The sequence below is a fragment of the Pseudomonas sp. CC11G genome, assembly GCF_056174845.1.
Genome location: NZ_JBWBZC010000008.1, coordinates 204,510 through 228,483 on the forward strand (window position 1 = coordinate 204,510; position 23,974 = coordinate 228,483).

Consider the following 23,974-nt stretch of genomic DNA (forward strand, 5'->3'; position numbering starts at 1 on the left):
CCCTCCGTCAGCTGATCGGTACCACTAACGGCCGCACGCCAACGGGCGTGAACTCCCTGAGCCGCACGTGCAAATTGGTCCACTTGTGCGCTTCCAGCAGAAAGCCGAAAGCCCCCATGGCGTCGTCGTCCGGCCCGAGTTCTCGGACGCGGCGGTCGGTTTCGCGTTGCAGTTGGGCATACCCCGGCGCGTTGAAACGCTCGGCGGCAAATACGATGCGTGCGCCTTGCACGCAGAAATGGTTGGGCGGTTTGCGGTTGGCGGTGTCAGCAAACGCGCTCCACTTGATGCAGCCGCGCTGGTTATCCAGCACCTCGAAACGCTGGGTAAAAATGCCGCCGCTGCCACCCACGGCGGCCACCCGCACGGCGCCAAAACAGGTAAGGCCGGCGAAGTCCAACGGCGCGCCCCAGGCAGTGCTCGGGTCGGTGGCCGCGCCGATGGCCAGCAGGCCGGTCGGTGCGTCGTTGAAGCCGAGGCCGGCGTCCACCACGCTGTCCTGAATGTCCAGGCGGTAGCGGCTGTCCACCGCCAGGGCGCCGACCATGCTGCGTTGAATGACGATATCCGGGGTCGGCACAAAAGCGTCGACATCGGCTGCGCTGGCAAAGCCATAACCGTCGAGCAACCGCAGCGCCGGTTGCATCGGGGCGCGGCTGCCGTCGCGCAGGCTATGGCCGCCGGGCGCCAGGGTGCAGCCGAGCAGTTCCAGGCGGGCGACGGCGACGCGGTCGATCAAGGCCGCGCCGGCGAAGGTCGCGGCGGGCGCGAGATACAAGCCTTGCAAACGCACTTGCGGGTATTCCGGCGTGGCCGCAGCGGCATCCACCGGGCGCAACGACAGCGGTTGAGTCAGCAGCACAATGGGCCGGTGTTCACCCATGGCGCGAATGGTGAGCGACTGTGCGAGGCGCAATGAACGGGTGCCGTCCACCGAGGTGCCTGGCAGGGCAGTGAGGTCCAGCGGATGCACCAGGCTGTCGTGGATTTCGATGATGACCGGCGTGGTAGCACTGTCCAGATCAGCCAGCGCCGCTTGCAGCGTAAGGCCGCCAGCGATGGCGCCGACGCGACGGATATCAGCAGCAGGCGGATCGGTCGGCACACTGCGCGACACCGGTTGCGCGCCCACCGGGCCGACGGCGGCGTAGGTAAAGCTGGTGTACAGCCGCGAGGTCAACTCGCCGCTGTTATCGGTCACCAACTGGTTGGCTTGCGCGGTGGTTTGTAGGCCGATCAGTACTCGGCCAATGGCGGGGTCGATGACGATTTCACCCAACTGCAACGGCCGGCGCAAACCGCTTTCCCAGGCGCATAAATTGTCGCCGCGAAAGCGCCATATCCAGTCCGCCGGCAACAGCGCTTGCAAGGCTTGCGGCATAAAAAACTGCAAGCCCCCGTCAGCCAGATCGAAGCCGCTGAGTGGATCGCTAGTCGCGTCGTAATAGTCCACCTGCACGTAGGCTTCGGGGTGGCCGTCGATACTGCCGGTGGTCAGGCGCGGCGCGAGCATCGGCCCCGGCACGGCATCGGCCTGGGTCAGCGCCTCGCCGGTTAAAAAGCCCGGCCGCCCGGTATTGAACAGCTGTACAGGAATATCCAGCGGATGCAGATCAAACCGCAGCGCGCGACGCGCCAACCCCGCCGGCAAGGTGCCGAGATTAGTGACCCCTTTGCACAACGGCAGCACGCGCGGCAGGCGGTAGGTCGCCAGGCGCCAGAGAAAAATCGCCAGGTTGGGCAGGTTGATCAGGCGGTTGCCGTCCTGGGCAATCTTGCAGTCGGCTGTATAGGCAAATCGGTCGAACGGCGTGCCCAGCAATGCCAGCGCCGCGGGGTCGCGAATCGGCGCGGTGCCGCCATGGGGAATGTCGAAGCGCGTGCGGTTCGGGCTGGCGTACGGTGGCGCGCCGCCCGCATCCGGACGTTGGTGATTGAGGTGCTGGGTCCAGCTTAAATTTTCCCGCAACTCCACGCTGCGACAGGCCCAACCGGTGAGGTTGAATGCCAGCCGCTCGATGGCGCCGAGGGTGCCTTTGCGTCGGCGCAGGGCGATGGTGTCGGCCACATCGGCGCGCAGCGTGCGTGGGTCGCCGCTCAGGTGCGAGGTACCCAGCAGGTCGGCGAGATAAGGAATTACCCAGTCTTCGCAGGTGTCGATAAACAGGTTGTCGTAAAGCCGCTCGATATCGGCATGCAACGCACTAAACGGCCCTTCGATGGCGCCCAGGTACGCACGCAGCTGGTTAGGCGGCGTGACCTCGGCATCGCGGGTGCGGTAAATCTCCGGCAGGCGTTCGAACAGAGGTACGCGGGTCATGGGCATTCCCCTGCGCTGGGCTCGGCCAGGGCGGTCAGGCTCAGGTGTGGTGCGGCCAGTTGCAGCAGTTCATGGCTGCTGCACGCCACGCTGGCGGCATAGCTGCGCGGGGCGTAGGGCAGGGTGGCGGTCAGCGGGTTTTGCACGCTGTTGGCCAGGCGGCCAAAGGCGGTGACCTTGCACCACAACACCCCGGCCACGTTCTGCACCACGCCCTCGACGGTGCTGGCGTATTCACGTTCCCCAAGCCGACGTTTATGCAGACCAAACAGCCCGCTGCGCGCCTGCGCGTCATCGGCCACCAACCCTAGGGCCGCGCGAATACCGGCCTCGACATCGGCTTGCAGGTAGCTCGGCACGCGGGCGTAACTGAGGTCGATAAACACATAACGCAACAGCGCCTGCTCCACGATCAGCGGAAAACGGTCCGGCCCGCGACAGCGCTGGGCATGGCTGAGCGTGGTCTTCACGGCGGTGAATTCCGCCTCGCGCCCGCCCTCCAGCAACACCCGCAGAATCACCGCCGGCACCCCGGCATGCAGGTCCCAGGCGGCGCTGGCGGTGACCACGCCGGGGATGCCGAGGGTCTCGCTTTCATAGTCCTGAATACTCACCAGCCGGCCCAGGCTCTGCACTTTGCCGGGCGCGGTCACCCGGGCTTTTTCCGCCGCTTCCGGCGCGGCGCCGCCCGACACAATGCCGGCCAGCCCGAGCTTGTCGAAGCCCGGCGGCCGCTCGCTGGCGGTGGGGCTGGCCCCGTCTTTCAACGGGCCGAACGCGCCGCTGCCACTGCGATAATTCGCCACCACATTGTTCAACCCAGAGGGCAGCCGCGCGCCAGTTTCGCCATCGCCAAACTGCACAAAGCTTTTGCCCTGCGCATCTTCGCGCACGATATAAATCGGCTCCTGCGGGCCATGGCCAAAGAAGCTGTCGACCTGCTGCCACAGGCGCCCCTGCACCCAGATCTGCAACGCCGGCTGTTGCGCCGGCACGGCGGCGGGGGCAAGAAAATAGGTCAGCGGCGCCTTGGCCAAGGGGAAGGTTTGCCAGGCCTGGCGGTGGTCGCCATTGCCGAGCACCACCTGGGTTTCGCTCTTGCCTTGCGAGGCATCGGCCAGGTTGCCGAACACCGTCACCCGTGGCGTCACCTCATCGAAATCGGCGCGAGTAAAGGGGGTGGGCGGGCGGTCGAAGCTCAGCCACCACAGGCGCGGCACGGTGGGTTGCGACGTGGTGAAGCTGGCCACGCTATTGGTGCAGATCAACTCCACCTGGCGGCCATCATCGCCTTGCAGATACAGCCGTCGCCCGGCGAAGGCGCGCGCCTGGTCTTGCGTGCCGTAAAAGTGCAGCGCACTGGTGCCATTGGCAAAACTGCCATCGGCGGGGCTGTTCACCGGTTTGAGGGTCAGCGGCGGGCTGGTGACTTCATGCACGATCAGGTCACGCACGTCGCTGCCCGGCTGGGTGCTCATGGCATGCCGGATCAGCGGCTTGTCGAGAGTCAGAAAGGTGCTGGCGCCATTCAGGTTGCCAAAGGCCAGGCTCGCGCTGCGCACACTGGCCACCCGGCGCACCACACTCAGCGGCACCGCCGTGCTGGTGTTATCACTGGTGACGCGCGCCTGCACTACCACGCGCATGCCGGCGTGCAGGTCGCTGAACTCGGCATCCAACGGCAACAGTTCCGGGTCCAGGGTGATGCTGGCGCTGGTGTTGGTGCAGCCATGGCCGGCGTACAGATGGCGGAAAAACGTGGTGCTGCTTTCGGTGGCGCCGACGATATCGCTGCCGCTCTTTTTGCTGCTCACGGTTTTGGCCGGCGCGTTATGGCCGAAGTGGCGGAACGAACGATTCACCCGGTACGCCGCCAGCGGCTGGCTCCAGGCTTGCTGCAACGGCGTATCGGTTTCCACCACGACACGGCCGAGCAGGGCGGTGACGGTTTTCACCTTGATAATCTGCGGGGCTTGTTGCGCGCTCAGCGTGGTGCCGGCACTGGTCCAGTTCGGTTCCGGCGCTTGCAGCAACAGGCGGTCGCCGGCTTTCAACGGGAAGGCGGCCAGGCTTTGGCTATCGCTGTAAAGGTCCACGGTATTCAGTTCGAAGCGGGTGGTGCCGATGGGCAGCGTGGGCGCATAGGTGCGCGGCCGGTACAGATGAAAACGGCCCAGGTGCGGCCAGGCTTGTAGCTCGGCATCGGTTTGAAAGTCGGCCGGGGTCGGTTGGCCGGTCAGCTCAGCCTTGATCGGAAAACCACTGCGCAGGGTCACCGGTTTATCGCCGCGCACCTCGAACGCCAAAGTCGCCCTGCCGCCGATACCGGGTGCCAAGCGATAGCCCGTCAACCGCACCAACTCTGCCACGCTTTCCCGCCACGAAGCGGTGCGCAAGTACGCCTCGTTGGCGTAGTGCTCCTGATAAAAACTGAGGATATCGCCCAGAATCGCCGCGCCTTGCAGCAGGGCGATTCCGGGGTCGTCGGCCTCGCGGTGGGTCCAGGCCGCCAGCTCGGGCGCGGCGTCGATGCCACGGGTCATGGCTTCGACAAAGTCGCCATAGCGGCCAATGCGTACGGCAATGCGCGACAGCCCCGGCCGGTTATCGGCGCGCAGCGGAAACACGAAGGGGTCGGTAATCAGTGGGTTGCAGGCCATCAGCGGCGCCCTCCCTGTACGGTAAAGCGCAGCAGGCCGCGCTCCAGATGGTCGGGGTCGTTGGCCAGTACCAGCACTTCATCGCTGGCCATGGGCAACTGTTCGGCGCCGAGCTGCGCCGGCAGTGGCGAGGCAAAGCGCTTCATGCTGATGCTCACCACATGGGCGACGCCGGCAATCGCCAGCAGCCGGCCTTCGATCAGGCTGCGGTGCAGGGCCTGGCCGAAGGTCCATTGATCGGGGTGGAAAAAGCCCGGACGGCCGTCGCTGGTCCAGTGCTCGGAGAACTCCTGTTCCAGCACGAAGCGCAGGTCTTCGCACCAGTAATCGGCGGCGGCGCACACCACCACGTTGATCTCCAGCGGCACATAACGCGGCGGGCGAATTTCCAGGTCTTCGCCAATCAGCCGCACGGCTTCAAGGTGCGCGGAAACCTGTGGCAGCAAGTCGTCCCACAAGGCTTGCGAGCGCTCATCACCGAGGGCGGTAAAACCTGCCGGGTCGAGGGTGATACGCACCGTGCGCCAGCTGCCGGTCCAGGCGTAGCGGGCCACGGCGCGGGAAACGCCGGGCACTTCTTCAGCGCGCTTGATGTAGTCGGCGAGGGTGACAGCGCGCAGTTGCCGCGCGCGAAACGCTTCCGGCGCATTGCGGCGAATCCGTTCGGGAGGCTCGGGGCCACGGCCGTCTTTTACGTCGAAGGGATTGGTGGTGGCCGTTACCGCGCCGTTCAAGGCGCCTTGCAGGGGTTCGAAAAACTGCAACTGATCGGCGCCGATATTGCCGGCCGGGCCAACGCCAATCTGGTAGCGCGCCTGCACCGTGGCGCCGAGCGGCAGCAGGCGGCCGTTACTGCCATTGCCAAAGCGCAGCAGGCTCTGCTGCAGCTCATCGGTCTCGACCATAAAGTGGTCGCCGTTTTCCGCCGAGTCATCGCTGTGCACCAGGCTTTCCACTTCGTCCCAGGTTTCCTGGGCGCCGCCTTCGGCTTCCACTTCCACCCATAGGGTTGATTGCGGGGGATTTCCCCGGCGCGTTGCGCGGTGGGCAGGTAGGCGAGCGGGCCGTCATCGGGCAGCTCGGCCAGCACCCAATCGCGGCCGTCCTGGTTGCGATCCAGGCGTTGGAAATAACGGTGCTTGAGGGCGGCCGTATCGGTAGGCAACAGACTGCCCGGCTCATGAAATTGCACCGTCAGCGGCTGCCCGGAAAACACCGGCAGCAGGTTGCCGTAAAACACCGATACATCGGTGATCGTTTGCGGCGGCGGGCCGGGGCAGAAGGTGCTGAAGCTGAAGTCGAACCGCAGGGCATCGTCGCTGCGCCAATTCACCCGCACCAGCCATACGCCGAGCAGCGGGTCGAACAGGGTGTCGGCGGCATCGTTGCCGGTGAGTAAGCGCAGCAACTGGCGCTTGCCTCGGTGGTAGCCGGCGGCTTGGCCGGTGAGGGGATTAAGGCGCTCGGCGATCAGCAGCTCGCGCCATTGGCCGGTGCGCACCAGGTCGCGCAGCGCATCGGCTTCGGCTTGGGTGGCCAGGCCATCGAAAGGCACCAGATCGGCGCTGGTGCTGCCCGCAGCCAATGCCGGTTGGGCGTCGCGCCAGGTGTACAGGCGCAGGCGATTAAGCAGCGGGTCCAGACGCTGCCGCTGCGCCGCTGGCAGACGTTGCTGACGGCTGGCGAAGTACGCCGAACCGTCGCCCGTGCGCGCCACCAGTTCCTGATCAGCCAAGGTAAACGGCGCCTGCCCGGCCACCACATCCACCGCCAGCCAGGTGCTGGCCTGATTGCCCTGGTGCAGGTGGTAATCCATCAGCCGCGCATGACGGGCCAGCGACACGCGTTTGCGCGTGCTGCCCAGGTACGCCTCGGCCATCACCCGGTCCTGGTAATCGCTGAGTTCATCGGCGGCGGCGGCAAACAAATCGATCAGCACTTGATCGTGGTCGGCCTCGCTGGTGCTGGTCCAACCCGGCACGCGCTCGGCCATCGCCACCATCAGGGTGTGGCGGAAGGAGTCGTAGTCTTTAGCCAGGTAGTCGATGCCGGGGTTGGGCAGCGCCGGGCGGCCGCGCTGTTGCGGCGCGCAGTCATTGGTAAAGCAGCCGGGACGGAATTTAAAGCCGATGCTGCTGAAAAATGGGTCGATCAGATTGGCGTTCCACACCAGCTCCAGGCGGTAGGTGGAGTAGTCGCCGACCGGGGCAATGCGCAGGCTCAGACGCGTGGCATCCACCGCGTTCACGCCGGTTACCTGCACCTGGCCCGCCGCATTGCCGGCCACCAAGCGGCTGCCGCCACGCAGGCGAAACACCTGGTGCACGCGGCTCGGGTCGGCACCCAGATCAGCCAGAATCGCCGCCAGGTGCAGACCATTGAAAAAACTCAGCTCGATATCGGCATACGCCGGATTGGCCCCTGGCCCAAGGCTGACCAAGGCCAGCTTCAACCCATCGAGCCCATGGCTCTGCAGCACATCGGCGCGGTCGTCGACCAGATCGGGAAAGGTAATGGCAGGCATGGTTTAACAAGTCCTTGTTGGTCGCTCACGGGCGACTTATTTGGAACTGCGTTGAAACTTCACGACCCGTGAATCCGGGCTGCCGGCAGGGCGGTATTTCACGGTTACTTCCAGGGTGGCGGCGCTGTCGTCCCAGGTGACGTCGATCAGCTCCACGGTCAGCCGCGTGCCCAGCCAGCGCGACAGGCCATTGGTAATGCGCGCCTTCACCACGCCGCGCAGCGCCTCGGACGCCGGCTCGAACACCAGCTTGCGCACGCCGCCGCCAAACTCCGGCAGAAACAGCCGTTCGCCGGGGCTGGTGAGCAGCAATTGCAGCAGCTCGTCGCGCACCTGCGCGGCGTCATCCGCGGGCGCGGCGCTGCGGCCATCGCCGCCGATATGGAAGGGGAAAGCCAGGTGTCGTCCGTTGGAAAGTGCCATGTCAGATCCCCTTGGCTTTCTGCTGAACCTGCACCACCACCGCCGTGCCTTGCGGCGCCATGGCGGCGTTAAGGCACAGGCCCACGCTGTTTTGCAGCAACACCGGAATGCCATGCAGGTTGGTTTGTGCCGCCGCCGTGACCCACTGAATGCTCAGGCAGGGCATGGGCACGGTGGTAAAAAACGGGCAGCCGGCAATCAGGTGGCGGTCGGTGATCAGCAGCATGTGGGCACCGTCCACCTTGGCCTCGACATTGCTGGTCATCAGTACCGCTTGCCCGCCGTGGGGGCATATCACCGTGCTGGCTTCGGTGAGGATCGGGATCATGTCGGCGGCACCCCGAAGGTCATGGCGCCATTCACCAGACTGACGCCGGCCAGGCCGACCTTGATCAAGCCGTTGTTCAGCGAGATGGACTCGTTGCTGATCTTGATTTCGCAGGCGCCGCAGCTGATCACAATGTCGCTGGCGGTCAGGGTGATGGTCTTGGCGATCAGGCTGTCGCCATGGACGATCTTCACTTCGTTGGCCGCGTCATCAAGGATCACCTGATGCCCGGCCTTGGACACCAGCACCCGCACCTGGTCGCCCTGCGGCTGCGGGCGTTCGCCGCTGGCCCACCAGGCGCCGCTCCAGATCGGGTTATCCAGTTGCCCGGCCTCGAACTCGATCCACACCCCGGAGCCGATCTCCGGCAGGAGCACCATGCCGTGCCCATCGCCGGCAAACGGCACCGCCGGCAGCGCCCAGCCGCTGGGGTGTTCGCCCAACACCGCCGGCACTGTGGCGCGGATACGGCACTGATTCTTGGGGTCGCCAACATCGGTAACCACACCGCGGTACTTGCCGAAATACCGCCCGCCCACGCGCTCCACCAGTTGCGCGACCACGTCTTCCAGATTGGCCTCCATCAAAAAATCCCCACACTGACCGACACGGAAAGATTGAGCCCGCCGCCCAAGGCCTCGGCCACCGCTGCGCCAGAAACTGCGCTGGTGGAATTGCTCTTGGCGACAAAGGTCTGGCTATAGGCCGACGGCGTGATGAGGTGCACCACGCGGGTCAACAGGTACTCGCCGCTGTACGGCGTGGCGCCGGCGTCCACGCGCACTTTTTGGTACGGCGTGAGCACCGCCGGGTAGCAGCCGCTGACCACTTCGCTGCTGAGCCGATACACGTACCCACTGCGCCGCGCCTGGGCGGTTGCGGCGGCGGTGGGGTCTTCGCGGCTGTTGTCGCTGGGGTTGAGCAGACGGCGCGGGGTCAGGTCGGCTGGCAGGGCCGGCAGGTTGCGCATCAGGCCGAGGTCGGCGGCGCTGGTTTCAAAATGGGTCACGCCCTGATCGTCCACGCGCAGCACTTGCGCCTGGGTGCGTTCGCCGCCGTCCGGGTCTTGCATCACCGTGGCATTGGCCAGGTTGCGGTTGGCGCCAATCAATACCAGCGGCGGCAGTGCGGCCGGGTCTTCGGGGTCGGCCTTGAAACAACCGATGCTGGCGCCGGCGGTGTCGCCCGGCAGAACATAGGCATGGCGGTCATTGGCTGCCGCCAACTGATGAAGAAACTGCAACACCGTGCCGCGCCGCGTGGTGGTTTCCGGGCTGCTGTCGGTGGCCTCGATCTGGGTGCTGCCAATCTGGCTGAAGCGGCCAAACAATTCGGTGGCAATGGCGCTGGCGCTGCGGTGTTCGAAGGGCGGCTCGGTTTCTTCATCGCGGTTGAGAAAAGCGCTGTCATCGCGCACCAGCAAGGTGGCCGTGCTGCGCCCGGGCAGGGCATCCAGCGCGGCGTCGATGCTCACCAGCGGGCCATCGATAAGCGGCACAAAGCGCCCGTCGCCGATATCCAGTTCCACCCGCACCCGCGAAAACGGCTCCTGCGTATCGCCCGGCCAATGCAGCCAGGCGCCGTTGGCGTCCAGGCACAGCACCATGCGCAGTTGGGCTTCCCAGCAGGCGTCGATTTCCTGCGTGACCTCAATCTGCTCCACGCGGCGCAACTGCTCGGCGCTGGCGGGCGTGGTGCCAAACCACAGGCGAAATTGCTGCTCGGCCATGCTTAGCTCCTGGGCACCACAACGGTGTCGCCGGGCTCGCCGGTGAGGGTGCGGCTGTCCAGCGCGGTGTTGGCATCAGCGATATGCCAGAACTGCGTGGCGTCGCCGTTCAGGGCCTGGGCGAGCAGGTCGAGGCGGTCGCCGGCTTGCACCATCACCGGGTCGCCGCTCTGCGGGCTCAGGTAGCGCAGTTTGAGTGCGGGGCCGGCCGGGGTTTGGACGGTGGCGACGTTGGTGTAGCGGGAGTTGGGCAGGAACATTGGCTATCTCCAAATGAAACACGTCATTCCCGCGCAGGTGGCGGTCCGACGATTCGGAATCCAGGCTTGCGGATGGGACGAAGAAATGTGCCCGCTTCGAAATTCTGGATTCCGGCCTACGCCGGAATGACGGTGTTGGGTTTTACAGCGGGATCAATTCCACAATCTGCTCCGCTGTATTGGCCAGATTCGCGATGGCCTGCGCCTCTTTGGCCAGGGTCGAATATTCGAGTGCGCCTTTGGCGAGGATGTCGTCGGAGCAGTCGTCCACGGCGATCACGCTCAGTTGCAAATCCACTTCGGCGCGGGTGGGTTGAGCAGGGCGTCGTATTCGAGTTCGTTGATGCTCATCGAATCGATGGTCACCGGCAGCACGCGGGTCAGGCCCCAGATAAACAAGATGCGTGGGTATTTTTCCCGGGGATAGGCTGGGCCGGCGCGCTCTCGCCACCGCCACCCAGGGCGCTGCCGATGGCATCCAGCGCGGCGCCCAGCAGGCCGGCGAGTTTGGCGCTGGGCAATACCATTTTTTCCAGGGCGGCCAGTTGCGGGCCGATGCCGAATAGCTGGGCCAGCACCTTGCCTTCGTCGAGCATATTGGCGGCGCTGAAGTGGGCTTTGAAGGTGATTTTCTCGTAGGTTTTCTCACCGGCCTGGGTGGTTTCCCGTGGGGTGGCGCCGCCGGGGCGCGTGGGGATTTCCAGGGAGCGGGAGAGGGATTCCGGGTTGAACTGGAAGATCACCACGTTGGGGATCGGGCCGATAAGGCTGGTGCCGTATTCGATCAGGGCGCCGCGTAAGAGGGTCATGGTTTCAGGCTCCCCAGGCGGCGGGCGAGTTGGTGGGCGATGGCGCTGGCGACTTGCTCGGGGGTGCTGGTGCCAGTCAGTTGTATGTCCTGAGGGTGGTGCAGGGCGTTGGTCAGGGCAGGGCCGAGCAGCTGCACGGCGGCCTGGGCGGTGGCAGGGGAGATGCCGCGCAGGTCCAGGTGTAGCGCGTCGATGGAAAAGCTCGGGGCTTCAGCCGCGATGCTTTTGATGTTCTGGTCCATTTGGCAATCTCGTTTTTCTGCGAACGGCTCTTGTAGGAGCGACCTTGGTCGCGAACCCTGGAAAAGGTATTCGCGAATTGTGTTTGCAGGGTTCGCCAGCAAGCTGGCTCCTACAAAAAAACGCAGCGGTGTGGGTTCATCGGTCCACCCTCTGTGCTGCCACCAACTCGGCGTACGGCCCAAATTGATCAAGGCTGTTAGCGCGGTCGAGCTTCTCGTATTCGCGTTGTATGGCCCTTACCACCGCTGGCATTTCCAGCCGTTTCTCGGCGCCTTCGTGAGCGCTTTGCAAACAGGCGCTGAAGACGATGCCGCGGATATGCCCGCCTGCCAGGGCAAAGCGCTGCGCAAGAAAGTCGAAGTCGATGGCGCTGGTGTCGATGTTTTCCGGCACCACGCTTTTCCAGATGCGCAGCCGCTCGGCTGGGCCCGGCAGCGGGAATTCGATGAGAAAGCGCAGCCGGCGCAAAAAGGCGTCGTCGAGGTCTTTGCGGCGGTTGGTGGCCAGAATCGCCAGCCCTTTAAAGCGTTCCATGCGTTCGAGCAGGTAGCTGATTTCCAGGTTGGCGTAGCGGTCGTGGGCGTCTTTGACTTCGGTGCGTTTGCCGAACAGCGCATCAGCTTCGTCGAAGAACAGAATCAGGTCGGCGGCGTCGGCGGCATCGAATAAACGCCGCAGGTTTTTCTCGGTTTCGCCGATGTATTTGTTCACCACTTGCGAGAGGTCGATGCGGTACAGCGGCAGTTGCAGTTCGCTGGCAATCGCCTCGGCGGCCATGGTTTTGCCGGTGCCGGGCGGACCGGCGAATAGCACGGCCAGGCCACCTTCGCTCCACGGGCGCGCGGTGCCCCAGTCGTGGTGGGTGCGGGTCAGGTTGTTCATCGCAGCGATGATTTCCTGCACCTGGCCGGCTTGCGCGGCGGGCAGCATCAGTTCGTCGAGGGTAAAGCGCGGTTGTACCGGTTGGGCCAGGGCGCCGAGGTCTAGGTCGGCACGGGCGGCGGCGAAGAGTTGCTGGGCGTCGGGTGCTTCGAGCATGGCGTTTACTTCGCCGGCCACGCGGGCAATCGTCGCCTCTTCGCAACGAAAACGCCGGGCCAGTTCGGGCAAGGCTGGAGCGTCGGGCAGGTACGCCTGCCACATCATCAGCCGTTGCGCGTAGGTCAAGGGCGGCACTATCAGCACCGGCAAGGCATTAGGCAGGCCTTTGAGGCTGGCCGCATCGTGCGCGCCGACCCAGAGCACCAGGGGCAGGGCAGGCAGTGGCAGGGTGAGCCTCGGGGCTTCATGGCTGTGGTCGTCCCTCAGAACATCGACATCGATGTACAGCGAGTGGCTGCGTAGCCAACACACGGTCATCGCCGCACCCAGGTGTTCGCGCGGCACTGCGTTGCTCAGTTCCAGCACCTTGCCGCCGGCACAGGCGTTGGCGACTACGGCCAGCCTTGCGTCGCTGACGCCGAGCATGGGAATGATCTGCACGCCTCGTGCGGCTTGCGATGAGGCTGTGTACAGCCGCGCCTTCGCCGGGGCCGGTAACGGGTAGTCCAAGTGGCTGACCGTCGCCAATGCCCACGGCAGGGGGATGCCGGGAAGCAGCAGCTCGCGGGCGACCATGGCCGGTACGTGCAACGGCGTATCCCAGCCGCTGATGGGGTTCAACACGCCGTGACTGAAGAGTGGGTGACCGGGATCGAAACAGCGCAGTAATTCGTCCGGCTGGTTCCACAGACGCTGGGCCAGGGCCAGGTTCGGCGCCTGACGGTTAGGGTCGTTCTGGCAACACGCAATGACGGCGCCTGCCGCGCTATCGAAGCTGGGCAGCAGGGCCAGGGCCAACACAAAACGCTCCACCGGTTTCAGCTGCAACCGCCCGGCCATCGCCAGGAAGGTGCTGGCCACAAGTGCTGTGCTGGGCGGCTGATCAATTTGCTCGGTGAGGTAGCGCGCCGTCACGTCGCTGCTGAAGAACTGCTGTTTCTCATAGTGATAACGCTGCAGGTCGAGGGCAAAGGCCGCGGGGTTGATCTCCCCCGGCAGCACGGCATTGCCCTGTTCGCCGCGCTCACGCCACAACCAGCAAACTTCCCGACGCAGGCGCAGGGTGACCTGATTCAGCCAGTACAGGGTGCCGGCGTCGGTGGTCTGCAGCCCAGGCACAAAGCCGCTCATGGCACGCTCACCACGGGGCTGCCCAGCGCCTGCTGGTTGTTCACCCGCAGAATCACGAGGTAGTCGCCACCGGGTACCGCTGCGGCGGCGCCGGGAACGGTCAGGGTTTGCTGGTCGGCGCTGGCGCTAAAGGTGTCGAACAGGTGCACGGTGGTGCCGTCGTTTTGGCGGTAAAACAGCACCGTTACATCGTCATCCTGTTTGCCCAGCAGCAGACCGTGTAGCTGCAGATCGCCGCCGGCCAGAGCGGCGCTGGTCAACGTTGGCAACAGCGTGGCAGCGAGCAGGTTGCTGGAGCGAAACCGGTCGTTGCCCAGACGCCGCCGCACAATCAACGGCAGCTCGCCGGCCGACAGCCGCGTGCCGCTTTCCAGGGTGGCGCCACTGGCGGCTTGGGCCTGCACGCGCAGCCGATCCGGCGCGCGTTCGAGGATGGTCAGCGGCACAGCGCCGAGCAGCACCTCATGGCTACTGGAATTCAGGTCATCGCCGTAAATCGTAAACGTGGCGCCGATTTCTACCCGCGCCGGCTCCACGCGCATCAGCGTCGCGCCCATGGAAGCAGTGACGTCGATCTGTACACCGTCACGGCCAATCACGGTCTGCGGCGCGGTGCTGTAGTTCACGCCCACCAGCAGCGCACCGCGGGGCAGGGCGGCGGGCACGATCATCACCGGACGAATCTGAAAGGCTATCGACAGCCGATAACGCTCGTCGCTGCCTTGCATGGTCTTGGCGATGAGGTCGACGTGGGCGTCGTCAAAGCTCAGCTTTAGCGGCTCGGGGTTGTTCTCCAGGGCCTTGCGCACGTCCAGCGGTACCAGTGCGTCCAACCGCAAAAAAGCCAGCTCCTGCAGCGCGGCGATGCCTCGGCCGAGCAGGTCGTGGGCGGCGGCGCTGTCGCTGTTTTCGCCGACGTCGAAGGCGGTCAGCAGGTACTTGAGCACCAACCAGATCGGCGGCGCTTCACCGTCGCGCAGCACCTGGTTGCGCAACTGGCCATCGAAGGCGGTTTCGAACAGGTACAGGTTGAGTTTCTGGTCGCTATTGGTTTTGGCCGCTTGCTCGGGTTTGCCCACGGCCACGTCGAAGCCCCGGCGAATCAGCAGGTCTTGCAGCAGGCGGGTGACAGCGCCGATGGCGCGCCCGGAATCGGCCAGGGCCATGGTTAGAACGACCTCAAGGCGCGGCGGCTCAGGCCACTTCGGGCGGGTGCATTGCTGGCAGCTGCGGGTGCGGGTTTGGTCGTGGCGGGTTTAACGGCGGCCGCTGGTTGCGCCGGGGCGGCAGGGGCGTCCACGCGCAAATGGATAGCGCCGATGGACACGGTGATGGGTTGCTCGACGGGTGCGGCGGAGACCTCGGCTGGTGCGGTGGTTTGAAGTGTGGCGACCGGGTTGGCTGCCGGCAGCGCAATGCTTGGCGCCGGTAGCGGTTTGGCCACTGGGTGGGCGGCGGCAACGCTGTGGGTTTCGTTGGGCGCGGCGAGCACAGTTGGGCTGGGCAGAGGTACAGCGGGTGCAGGCTGTGCAGCAGCAGAAATCTGCGCGTGAGTGGGAGCAGCCACGCGATGTGGCGCAGGTTCACTGACAGCGACTTCAGGTGCTTGCTGCGGATCACTGGCCACCCACTGGAACACCGATTGCAGCAGCGCTTGTTGCGTAACGGCAGGTGATCCGCCGCTGTAATCGCCTCTGGAACCGACGGCTGAGGTGTGGCGAGCGTAGGTTGAGCAACAGGTGCACGGCTGGCCTCAGTTACCGTCGCTCGCACCTCTACAGCCGTCGCCGGCTCAACGTTTTTACGCATGATGGGCTTTGCGGCGGGTGAGGTCGGCGGTGTAGTCGTCTGGCCAACAGCTGGTGGCGGCGCGGTAAACGTATCCACCACTTCCAAACCCGCATCGCCAGGTGGTGCAGCGCCAGGCGCGCCGGTCAGGCCACTGGCCGTAGCAGCGCGGCAAAATAATCACTCATAACGTCTGCTCGATCAGGGCCAGATACTGGGCACGGCGGCTCGCCGGAATGGCCAGCACCTGGGCTTCGCTCCAGCCATAGCGGCTGGCAAGTTGATGGATATCCAGCAGCAACGCGCGCTGACGCTGGTGCAGGCGGGCGAGGGCAGCGGCATCGAGGTCGATATCCACCTCGCGCTCGGCACCGCACGCCGGGCATTGGCAGGCCACGGCAAAGGCCGCCAACGGGTCGGCATCGGCCAGCGCAGCAGCCAGCGGCCCATGGTCGTCGGCCTGCACCTCGCCTTCGAGCAACAGGCTGTCGAGCATCAATTGCACGGCCTGTTCCTGGCTGCCGGGCTGGGCGGCGCGCCACTGGCGCAAGTCGTTGCCGGTGGCGCGCCGAAGGGCCAGGGTGCGGCTGTGCAACTGCACGCGCAGCGGCGTGGGGTCGATGGGCTCGGCCAGTAACGGCGCCAGCGGCAAGTCGAACTCGAAAGCCTCGTTGCACTGGCTGCATTGCGCGGTAAAGGGCAACACGCTCAACCCTTCACTGCGTGCCGCCAACTGCAATAGGGCGACGGTGCGACTGCTCACCGGCTGCGCCCACCAATACGCGGCGTCGGCCGTCTCGCTGCATTGGGCCAGCAGTTGCGTGACCAGCTGCGGCCGGTCGGCGCTGGCAAAATCCAGGTCGAGGTCTTCCACCGCGCCAAAGGCCCGCGCCGTCATGGTCAACCCACCAGCGCCGGTTCGCTGGGCTCGGCCACTTCGCTATCGCGCTCCCAGCCCTCGTTTTCCAGCTTGAGGGTTTGAATGGCGATGGCATTGGCGTTGGCATCCAGGTCCGGCAGCGCCTGGAATTCCGACACCCAGCAGCGGAACAGCTTGTAGGCCAGCACCACTTGCCCGGCCTCGTTGTACACCTCGAGGATCAGGTCTTTGCGAAAGTCCTTGAGGCTCACTTCCGCGCCTAGGCCGGTGCCGATATGCCAGACCTTGTTGGCCCAGGTCTCGAATTCCAGATCATGGGTAACCCCACGTTCCAGCGTGATGGCCTCGTACTTGGTCCGCCCCGGCGATTTGCGCGAGGTGGAGGGGTCGCCGCCTTCACGGTGCTCCACCACTTCGGTGGTGCGCTTGAGGGCGCCGACCTTGCTGACGCCGGCCACGTAACGGCCGTCCCACTTGATGCGAAATTTGAAGTTTTTGTAGGGGTCGAAGCGATGGGTGTAACCGCGAATTGGGCCATGGTCCGACTCCTTTATTGCAGATCGCCAGCGATCTGTTGAATGGTCAGGACGACAAATTCCGCCGGTTTCAGCGGAGCAAAGCCGACCTGGATATTGACGATGCCGAGGTTGCGGTCGGCCTGGGTGGTGGTCTCTTTGTCGCACTTCACAAAGAAGGCTTCCTGCTGGGTTTTGCCCTGGAAGGCGCCCTGGCGGAACAGCCCGTTCATAAAGGCGCCGAGGTTAAGGCGGATTTGCGCCCACAGCGGTTCGTCATTGGGCTCGAACACCACCCACTGAGTGCCGCGGTACAGGCTTTCCTCCAGAAACAGCGCCAGGCGGCGGATGGGGATGTACTTGTATTCGTCGGCCTGGGCGTCGCCGCCTTCATCGTGCGCGCGCCCCAGGCCACGCGACCGTAGGCAGGAAAACTGCGCAGCACATTGATGCCCAGCGGGTTGATCTGGCCGTTCTCCAGGTCGTTGACCGGCAACGCCAAATCGAGAACCCCATTCAGGTTGGCGTCTGTGCAGCCGGTGCTTTCCATACGCCACGGGTGGCGTCGGTACGCGCATACACCCCGGCCAGGGTGCCGGATGGGGCCATGGCGCGCGGTCGCAAACCATCCAGCGGATCGACAATGCGCACCGCTGGAAAGTAGGTGGCCGCATTGCGCGACTGCGAGGCGCCGTTGGCCCAGCTGCCGATATTGGCCAGGGTGCGATTGGCCGGCGCATCGACGATATAAAACGCCCGGCGCGCTTCGCACAGCGCCACCGCCGCCGGAATAATCCCGGCTTCCTGGCCAGCGGTCATCTCGAACGTTTCCGGTATCACCAGCAGGTTGAACAGGTCGGCATCGAGCAGCGCATAGATGCCGGTCTTGCCCGACTCGCTGCCCACAAGATCGGTGGCGCCACCGCGAGCACCGTCGACGCCGGCCGAGGCGGGCGCCACATTACTGACCACTGCCGGACGGTGTTCGGCGGCGCCGGTAAATTCCCGTCCGCCATTGGCCGCGCCGAGTTTGGCCAGGGCGCTGAGGCCGCCAAATGCGCCGCCGGCAATCACCACGCTGGAGAACTCGCCGGTGGTTAACGATTGCAGCGCCAGGTGATCGTTGCCGGCCTGGCCGTCTTCGCCGGTTTCCGAGGCTTGCAGGGTGGCGGCCAGGCCGGCAGCGACGATGGCGTCGTTGGTGGCAGACACCAGGTCGCCAATGTTCGCCCACGGCGCGCCTTCGAGGGTCAGCAGAAACGGCGTGGTGCCGTCCAGCGTGCCGCCGAGCGTGCTATTGGCGGGGGCGAGGGGGAAGGTCAATTCGGCACTTACCGCCGCGCCATTGCCGGCAAACACCAGGGCGCCGTCGCGCTCCACCTTGATATAGGCCGAGGCGTTGTTCACCACCGACTCCACGTACTGCGGCGACTTGCTGTCCAGGCTCAGGTTGCGGTGGGTTTCCACCGGCACCAGGGTGGCGCCGTCGGGCTGCAGTTGCAGCACCACCAGGTTGAAGTCGCTATCGGGGTTGCGCACACCGGTCTGCTGTACGCTCAGGCGAATGCCATTACCCCAGCCGCCAGGGCTGGACGTAGTGACGTTCAGGGTGGCCGCCGCCGCGCCGTCGTTAAGTACCCAGCCGGCAGTGGCATAGCCGGTGGCCACGCGCACGATCAACGCCTGGGTGCCGCCATTGAGAAAAAACTGGCGCACGGCGTACGACACCGGGCTGTCGCGGTCGAGCCCGCCGTAACCGCGCTCGAAGTCGGCAAAGCTGGTGATGGCGACTGCTTTGTCGGGCACGCCTTTGCGGGTGTAGCCGACGAAGGCGGCCACCGAGGTGGCGACACCGGTGATGGTGCGCACGCCGCTGGCTTTCTCGACGATATACACACCGGGATAACTGACTTGAACCATAACGCCGACTCCTATGCGATGCAGAGGACCCGCCTGACGGCAAGTACGACAAACACTTCCTTGGCAGGTGTTTATATGTAGCGGGGTGAACTTGCGGGAATAACTTAATTACTTTGCGAACTGCGGGGATATTCAGGTCGTTGGTAAGTAAAGAATGGTACGGAAGTTCCAGGGCGTGGTTGTAACGTTGGATTAACACTGTGGCTAATAGCCACTGGTTGGTTGGTTGCTTAGCGTGCTTTCTTATTTAATTAACAGATTGATAGATATGGTTTTTATTTGGCAAGGCTACCGCCATTCGCCGTCATGAGTTCGGCGAAAAGTTAAGTTGGAAGTTGTGGGTGCACAGATCCTTCTGCTGCATTTGATGGCACTTTGACTTCAGTTAAGTGCGGGCAAATAGGGGGATAAGGCAGGGCCATCGACAGGATAGTCGGGCATTGTCTATGCACCATTAAATAGGTAACTGGTTTGTTACATTCCGACCGGTGGTTAAACTTAGTTTTGATTTTTTGGTCTTGGGAGGTATTCATTACCGTGGGTGCAGGGAGTTTTTGTTTCGCGCCTTACGCGCGAGTCACTTTTGTCATTGCGACAAAAGTAACCAAAAACGCTAGCCCCCACCTGGGGTTTTCACTGCGTGAAAACTACCCTCGCTCCATCGTTGTTCCGGGGGCACGCCACGACGGGCCGTCCCTGGCCCATCGTGCCTCTCGCGGCATCCATGCCGCTCAACCCCCTCCACAACGACTCCACTCGGCCTGCGCTCAAGGGGCGGGCAGAGCAAGATCAAGATCAACAGCTAAAACGCGGTGCTCTTGGCATTGTCTTTTCCAGGAATCGAGGCTGAAGCCTCTCCCACAATGGACCGCATCCCCCTGTGGGAGAGGCTTCAGCCTCGATTTTTTGATCTGGTTTTTGATCTGGTTTTTGATCTGTCCGCCCCTTTAGCGCCAGGCCGAGTGGAGTCGTTGCGTAAGGGGTCGTAGCGGCCGGGAGCCGCGGAGAGGGATGGGGCCATGGATGGCCCTCAGCCCGGCCCCTGGAGCGACGACGGAGGGAGGGGAGTTTTCACGCAGTGAAAACCCCAGGTAGGGGCAAGCCGTTTTTGGTTACTTTTTAGGGCGACTGCTAAAAAGTGACTCGCGCGTAAGGCGCGAAACAAAAACGCCCAGCACACGCGGCAATGAAGAAAAACCCGCTCTCCAAAACACCCCCCAACAACCTCCATGATTTAATCCCCAGATGAAAATATTTCCCATCTTGGTTGCCGATTCCAAATCTCGTCCGGCTCAAGCAATAGAGCGGCCAAACCGCCCCTAACTCTGCTACCGCCACAAGGATCGAGATTAATGACCCCGCCGCGCCACCCATTGCCCAAAGCCATCCGCCAGGCCCTGTTCACCCTGGCCCTCGGCACCCCGCTTCTGATCACCACCGTATCACCCGCCTGGGCCCAAACCGACACCACCCGCATCACCTACACCATCTCCCCCGGCCCCTTAGGCACCGTACTCAGCCAATTCGCAGCCGCCAGCGGCGTAATGCTGTCGTTCGCATCCGCCCAAACCGCCGGCCTCAACTCGCCAGGCCTGCAAGGCGAATACTCCCTCGACGAAGGCTTCACCAAACTGCTGACAGGTAGCCGCCTGCAAGTTCGCCAGGAAGGCACCGCCCGCTTCAGCCTGGTGAGCCTGCCGGCAGACTCCCTGGCCCTGGGCGCCGCCGAAATCAGCGGCAACAGCCTGGGTGAAACCACCGAAGGCACCGGCTCCTACACCACCGGCGCCGTCACCATCGGCAAAGGCGCGCAAAAGCTCAAAGACATTCCCCAGTCCGTCACCGTGCTCACCCGCCAACGCATGGACGACCAGAACATCACCTCGCTCACCGAGGCCCTGATCAACACCACCGGCATGACCTCCACCAAGTCGCCAGGCCCCGGCATGTTCATCTTTTCCCGGGGCTTCGATATCGAAGCGCTGCAATACGACGGCGTACCCACGCCGCGCAGCCTCTATTCGCTGGGCAGCTACCTGACCGAGTCCATGGTCATCTACGACCGCGTGGAGTTCCTGCGCGGCGCCGCTGGCTTGCTGCAAGGCGCGAACAGCCCAGGCGGGGCGATCAATCTGGTGCGCAAGCGCGGGCAGGACAAGCCGACCGTCACCATTACCGGCAAGGCCGGTTCGTGGGACAGCTATGGGCTGCAAGTGGATGCCGGCGGGCCGCTGAATAGCGAAGGCACCATCCGTGGTCGTACCGTCGTGGACTACCAGCAGGCCGATTCCTTCGTCGATTACAAATGGAACTGGGACCAGGTCATTTACGGTGCGCTGGATTTCGATCTGAGCGACAGCACCACGCTGGGTGTGGGTTTCAATCACCATGAAGGGCATTACCGGCCGTATTTCCTTGGCATGCCACGTAATGAAGATGGCAGCGACCTGGGCTTGTCGCGCTCGACGTACACCGGTTCCACCTGGAACCGTGGCATGAACGACCAGACTTCGGTGTATGTGGACCTTGAGCACCGCTTCAACGACGACTGGAAATTCAAAGCCGCCGCGTTTGGCATGTTTGAAAGTAATGAGGCCACCTATCAGTACATGGTCGGACGCGTCGCCCCAGGCGGCGGTGGCTCGGCTTATTTCGACTACAACACCGACTACCAAAGCAAAAACCGCGGCATCGATATGTACGTGGATGGCAAGTTCGATGCCTTGGGCTTCGAGCAGTCCGCCGTGCTGGGCGCCAACTACTCCAAGTACACCAACGAGGGCGCTTACGCGGCATACCGCACCTGGACGGCGGATCTGCTCAACATCAATAACCACCGGCCCTATGAGGACCTGCAAAGCATCCTCGCCCAGCCGGGTGGTAGCTATAACCCCAGTACGTACGATGTTCGCCAGAAAGGCATCTACGGCACCTGGCGGGTAAAACTGCTGGACCCGCTCACCCTGATTCTCGGTGCTCGCACCAGCTGGTACGACTACGAGTACACCGCTTACCAGGAAAAACTCGGTGTCCGTCAGCCCGGCTGGGACGTGGATTCGCAAACCCAGAGCACCGGCCGCGTCACGCCCTTTGCCGGCGTGGTGTATGAGCTGACGCCGGACTGGTCGGCCTACGCCAGCTATTCCGACGTGTTTATTCCGCAAACAGAACGCACCGTCAGCCAGGGCATGCTCAAGCCGATTGAGGGCAGCAACTACGAAACAGGCGTGAAGGGTGAGCTGGCTGATGGCCGCGTCAACGTCTCGCTGGCGGTGTTCCGCTACGACCAGGAGAACCGCGCCACCCTGGATTACTCCGACGTCGCTTATTCCTGTGACGGTTGGTACTGCTCGCGCGCCTCGGGCAAGGTGCGCAGCCAGGGGTTTGAAGCAGAGGTCAGCGGTGAAGTCGTGACCGACCTGCAACTGTTTGCCGGTTACACCTATAACACCACCAAGTTTCTGAAAGATCCCGACCAGGAAGGTCAGATCTTCAGCACCTGGACCCCCAAACACATGCTGCGCGTGTGGGCCAATTACAAACTGCCGGGGGATTTCAGCCGCGTTAGCGTGGGTGCCGGGGTTAACGCCAGCAGCCATACGCCGAGCCAGAACCACGAGTACGAGCTGCCTGGGTTGGCGATCTGGAATAGTCGGGTTGCTTACCAGGCCACCGACGAGATTGGCATCGCCGTGAACCTCAACAACGTCTTCGACAAGAAGTACTACATTCCTGCGTACAACGATCAGGACGGCGGCAACTACTACGGCGACCCGCGCAACGTGATGTTCACCGTCAAATACACGCCGCAGTTTTAAGGCGAGGCGGTGAAGCGGCGGATACGCCTTTGGCGTATTCGCCCCACGGCCGATTGCCCGAAAGGGCGAGCCGGCCTTTGAACCCGGCCGTGGCTCCCGGTAAGATGCCCACACTTTTTCACCTCGCTATTCAGGACACCTTGCCATGAGCATCAAATCGGATAAGTGGATTCGCCGCATGGCCCAAGAGCACGGCATGATCGAGCCCTTCGTGGAGCGCCAAGTGCGGGCCGAAGGCGCCAACAAGCTGATCTCCTACGGGGTGTCCAGCTACGGCTACGACGTACGCTGCGCCGACGAATTCAAGGTGTTCACCAACATCAACTCGGCCACCGTCGACCCGAAGAACTTTGATGAGAAGAGCTTTGTCGACGTTAAAAGCGATGTTTGCATCATCCCGCCGAACTCCTTCGCCCTGGCGCGCACCGTGGAATTCTTCCGCATTCCGCGCGACGTACTGACCATCTGCCTGGGCAAAAGCACCTATGCGCGCTGCGGCATCATCGTCAACGTCACCCCGCTGGAACCGGAGTGGGAAGGCCACGTAACTCTGGAATTCTCCAACACCACCACCTTGCCGGCGAAAATCTACGCCAACGAAGGCGTGGCGCAGATGCTGTTCCTGCAGTCGGACGAAGCCTGTGAAGTGTCGTACAAGGACCGTGGTGGCAAGTACCAGGGTCAACTGGGCGTTACCTTGCCCAAGGCGTGAGGATTTCGCTGCAATAAAAAACCGGGCCATGTGCCCGGTTTTTTTATGGGTTTTGCGCAATCTCCCGACGCTCACACCGTCATCCCAGCGAAGGCTGGGATCCAGAGTCGTTCAGGGGAATACGTTCGCCGGAACATTCTGGGTCCCAGCCTGCGCTGGGACGACGGGGAGTTATTTGAGATTCCCGCTCAAAAACTGCCGCAACCGATCGCTCTGCGGGTTATCCAGCACATCCTTCGGCGCGCCTTGTTCCTCAATCTTGCCCTGGTGCAAAAACACCACCTGGCTCGCCACCTGACGGGCAAAGCCCATTTCGTGGGTCACCAGAATCATGGTGCGGCCTTCTTCGGCCAATGCCTGAATAACTTTCAGCACTTCGCCCACCAGCTCGGGGTCGAGCGCCGAGGTCGGTTCGTCGAACAGCATGATTTCCGGTTCCATCGCCAGCGCCCGGGCAATCGCCACGCGCTGCTGCTGGCCGCCAGACAGAAACGCCGGGTACTGGTTGGCCACGCGCTCCGGCAAACCGACTTTTTCCAGATAGCGGCGGGCACGCGCCTCGGCTTCTTCCTTGCTCACGCCCAGCACCCGGCGCGGGGCCATGGTGATGTTTCCAACACCGTCATATGGCTCCACAGGTTGAAGTGCTGGAACACCATGGCCAGGCGGCAGCGGATGCGTTGCGCTCGTCTTCGTCGGCCACGCGCATACCGCCACGGTCGGCGACCATGCGCACTTGCTGGCCATCCAGGCTCATCGCGCCGTCGTTGGCTGCTCCAGAAAGTTGATGCAGCGCAGAAAGGTACTTTTGCCCGAACCGCTGGCGCCGATCAGGCAGATGACGTCGCCGCTTTCGGCCTTGAGCGACACGCC

General features: G+C 63.7%; 20 protein-coding genes and 1 pseudogene. 2 read left to right on the forward strand and 19 right to left on the reverse strand.

All coding sequences use genetic code 11. The annotated features are described in order from the left end of the window. Nucleotides 1-7: 7 nt before the first annotated feature. The 18 genes from AC0V2S_RS13075 to AC0V2S_RS13160 form a co-directional block, all read right to left on the reverse strand. Nucleotides 8-2,320: a phage tail protein gene (locus tag AC0V2S_RS13075; protein ID WP_475510117.1), complete on the reverse strand. Its 2,313-nt coding sequence runs from the start codon at nt 2,318-2,320 to the stop codon at nt 8-10. Next, nucleotides 2,317-4,980, reverse strand: a complete 2,664-nt coding sequence (locus tag AC0V2S_RS13080) for a baseplate J/gp47 family protein (RefSeq protein WP_475510118.1) — start codon at nt 4,978-4,980, stop codon at nt 2,317-2,319. The genes AC0V2S_RS13075 and AC0V2S_RS13080 overlap by 4 nt, the downstream gene beginning before the upstream one ends. Before the next feature lie 730 nt (nt 4,981-5,710). Further along, nucleotides 5,711-7,504, reverse strand: a complete 1,794-nt coding sequence (locus AC0V2S_RS13085) for a hypothetical protein (RefSeq protein ID WP_475510119.1) — start codon at nt 7,502-7,504, stop codon at nt 5,711-5,713. A gap of 36 nt (nt 7,505-7,540) precedes the next feature. Beyond that, the gene (locus AC0V2S_RS13090; protein ID WP_475510120.1) at nt 7,541-7,927 is read right to left on the reverse strand and encodes a GPW/gp25 family protein; all 387 of its coding nucleotides are present in this window, start codon (nt 7,925-7,927) and stop codon (nt 7,541-7,543) included. Nucleotide 7,928: 1 nt separating this feature from the next. After that, nucleotides 7,929-8,255 carry a hypothetical protein gene (locus tag AC0V2S_RS13095; protein WP_475510121.1) on the reverse strand — a complete coding sequence of 109 codons (327 nt, stop codon included), beginning with the start codon at nt 8,253-8,255 and terminating at the stop codon, nt 7,929-7,931. Further along, on the reverse strand, nt 8,252-8,839 hold the full coding sequence (locus AC0V2S_RS13100; RefSeq protein ID WP_475510122.1) for a phage baseplate assembly protein V: 588 nt from the start codon (nt 8,837-8,839) through the stop codon (nt 8,252-8,254). The genes AC0V2S_RS13095 and AC0V2S_RS13100 overlap by 4 nt, the downstream gene beginning before the upstream one ends. Continuing rightward, a complete protein-coding gene (locus tag AC0V2S_RS13105) occupies nt 8,839-9,984 on the reverse strand; it encodes a hypothetical protein (RefSeq protein WP_475510123.1) in 1,146 nt (381 codons plus the stop codon). Before AC0V2S_RS13105 ends, AC0V2S_RS13100 begins: the two co-directional genes overlap by 1 nt. A gap of 2 nt (nt 9,985-9,986) precedes the next feature. Further along, a complete protein-coding gene (locus AC0V2S_RS13110) occupies nt 9,987-10,244 on the reverse strand; it encodes a hypothetical protein (RefSeq protein WP_475510124.1) in 258 nt (85 codons plus the stop codon). A 142-nt stretch (nt 10,245-10,386) separates the two neighbouring features. After that, nucleotides 10,387-10,542, reverse strand: coding sequence for a hypothetical protein (locus AC0V2S_RS13115; protein WP_475510125.1), 156 nt, complete (start codon nt 10,540-10,542; stop codon nt 10,387-10,389). 82 nt (nt 10,543-10,624) lie between these two features. Next, on the reverse strand, nt 10,625-11,053 hold the full coding sequence (locus AC0V2S_RS13120) for a hypothetical protein (RefSeq protein ID WP_475510126.1): 429 nt from the start codon (nt 11,051-11,053) through the stop codon (nt 10,625-10,627). Then, nucleotides 11,050-11,295: a hypothetical protein gene (locus AC0V2S_RS13125; protein ID WP_475510127.1), complete on the reverse strand. Its 246-nt coding sequence runs from the start codon at nt 11,293-11,295 to the stop codon at nt 11,050-11,052. Before AC0V2S_RS13125 ends, AC0V2S_RS13120 begins: the two co-directional genes overlap by 4 nt. 136 nt (nt 11,296-11,431) lie before the next feature. Next, nucleotides 11,432-13,468 carry an ATP-binding protein gene (locus tag AC0V2S_RS13130; protein ID WP_475510128.1) on the reverse strand — a complete coding sequence of 679 codons (2,037 nt, stop codon included), beginning with the start codon at nt 13,466-13,468 and terminating at the stop codon, nt 11,432-11,434. Next, nucleotides 13,465-14,634 carry a Pvc16 family protein gene (locus AC0V2S_RS13135; protein WP_475510129.1) on the reverse strand — a complete coding sequence of 390 codons (1,170 nt, stop codon included), beginning with the start codon at nt 14,632-14,634 and terminating at the stop codon, nt 13,465-13,467. Before AC0V2S_RS13135 ends, AC0V2S_RS13130 begins: the two co-directional genes overlap by 4 nt. A gap of 2 nt (nt 14,635-14,636) precedes the next feature. Then, the gene (locus AC0V2S_RS13140) at nt 14,637-15,035 is read right to left on the reverse strand and encodes a hypothetical protein (protein ID WP_475510130.1); all 399 of its coding nucleotides are present in this window, start codon (nt 15,033-15,035) and stop codon (nt 14,637-14,639) included. Nucleotides 15,036-15,440: 405 nt separating this feature from the next. Further along, nucleotides 15,441-16,154: a hypothetical protein gene (locus tag AC0V2S_RS13145; RefSeq protein WP_475510131.1), complete on the reverse strand. Its 714-nt coding sequence runs from the start codon at nt 16,152-16,154 to the stop codon at nt 15,441-15,443. A 2-nt stretch (nt 16,155-16,156) separates the two neighbouring features. Beyond that, a complete protein-coding gene (locus AC0V2S_RS13150; protein WP_475510132.1) occupies nt 16,157-16,594 on the reverse strand; it encodes a phage tail protein in 438 nt (145 codons plus the stop codon). 92 nt (nt 16,595-16,686) lie between these two features. Then, the gene (locus AC0V2S_RS13155; RefSeq protein ID WP_475510133.1) at nt 16,687-17,208 is read right to left on the reverse strand and encodes a phage tail sheath C-terminal domain-containing protein; all 522 of its coding nucleotides are present in this window, start codon (nt 17,206-17,208) and stop codon (nt 16,687-16,689) included. Then, nucleotides 17,168-18,571 carry a phage tail sheath family protein gene (locus AC0V2S_RS13160; protein ID WP_475510134.1) on the reverse strand — a complete coding sequence of 468 codons (1,404 nt, stop codon included), beginning with the start codon at nt 18,569-18,571 and terminating at the stop codon, nt 17,168-17,170. Before AC0V2S_RS13160 ends, AC0V2S_RS13155 begins: the two co-directional genes overlap by 41 nt. A gap of 1,352 nt (nt 18,572-19,923) precedes the next feature. On the opposite strand from AC0V2S_RS13160, the gene AC0V2S_RS13165 reads away from it, so the two are divergent. Next, on the forward strand, nt 19,924-22,389 hold the full coding sequence (locus AC0V2S_RS13165) for a TonB-dependent siderophore receptor (protein ID WP_475510135.1): 2,466 nt from the start codon (nt 19,924-19,926) through the stop codon (nt 22,387-22,389). A 145-nt stretch (nt 22,390-22,534) separates the two neighbouring features. After that, nucleotides 22,535-23,101, forward strand: a complete 567-nt coding sequence (gene dcd, locus AC0V2S_RS13170; protein WP_110614896.1) for a dCTP deaminase — start codon at nt 22,535-22,537, stop codon at nt 23,099-23,101. Nucleotides 23,102-23,272: 171 nt separating this feature from the next. Here dcd and AC0V2S_RS13175 read toward each other — a convergent pair. Continuing rightward, nucleotides 23,273-23,974, reverse strand: a pseudogene (locus tag AC0V2S_RS13175) (ABC transporter ATP-binding protein); the annotation flags it as partial.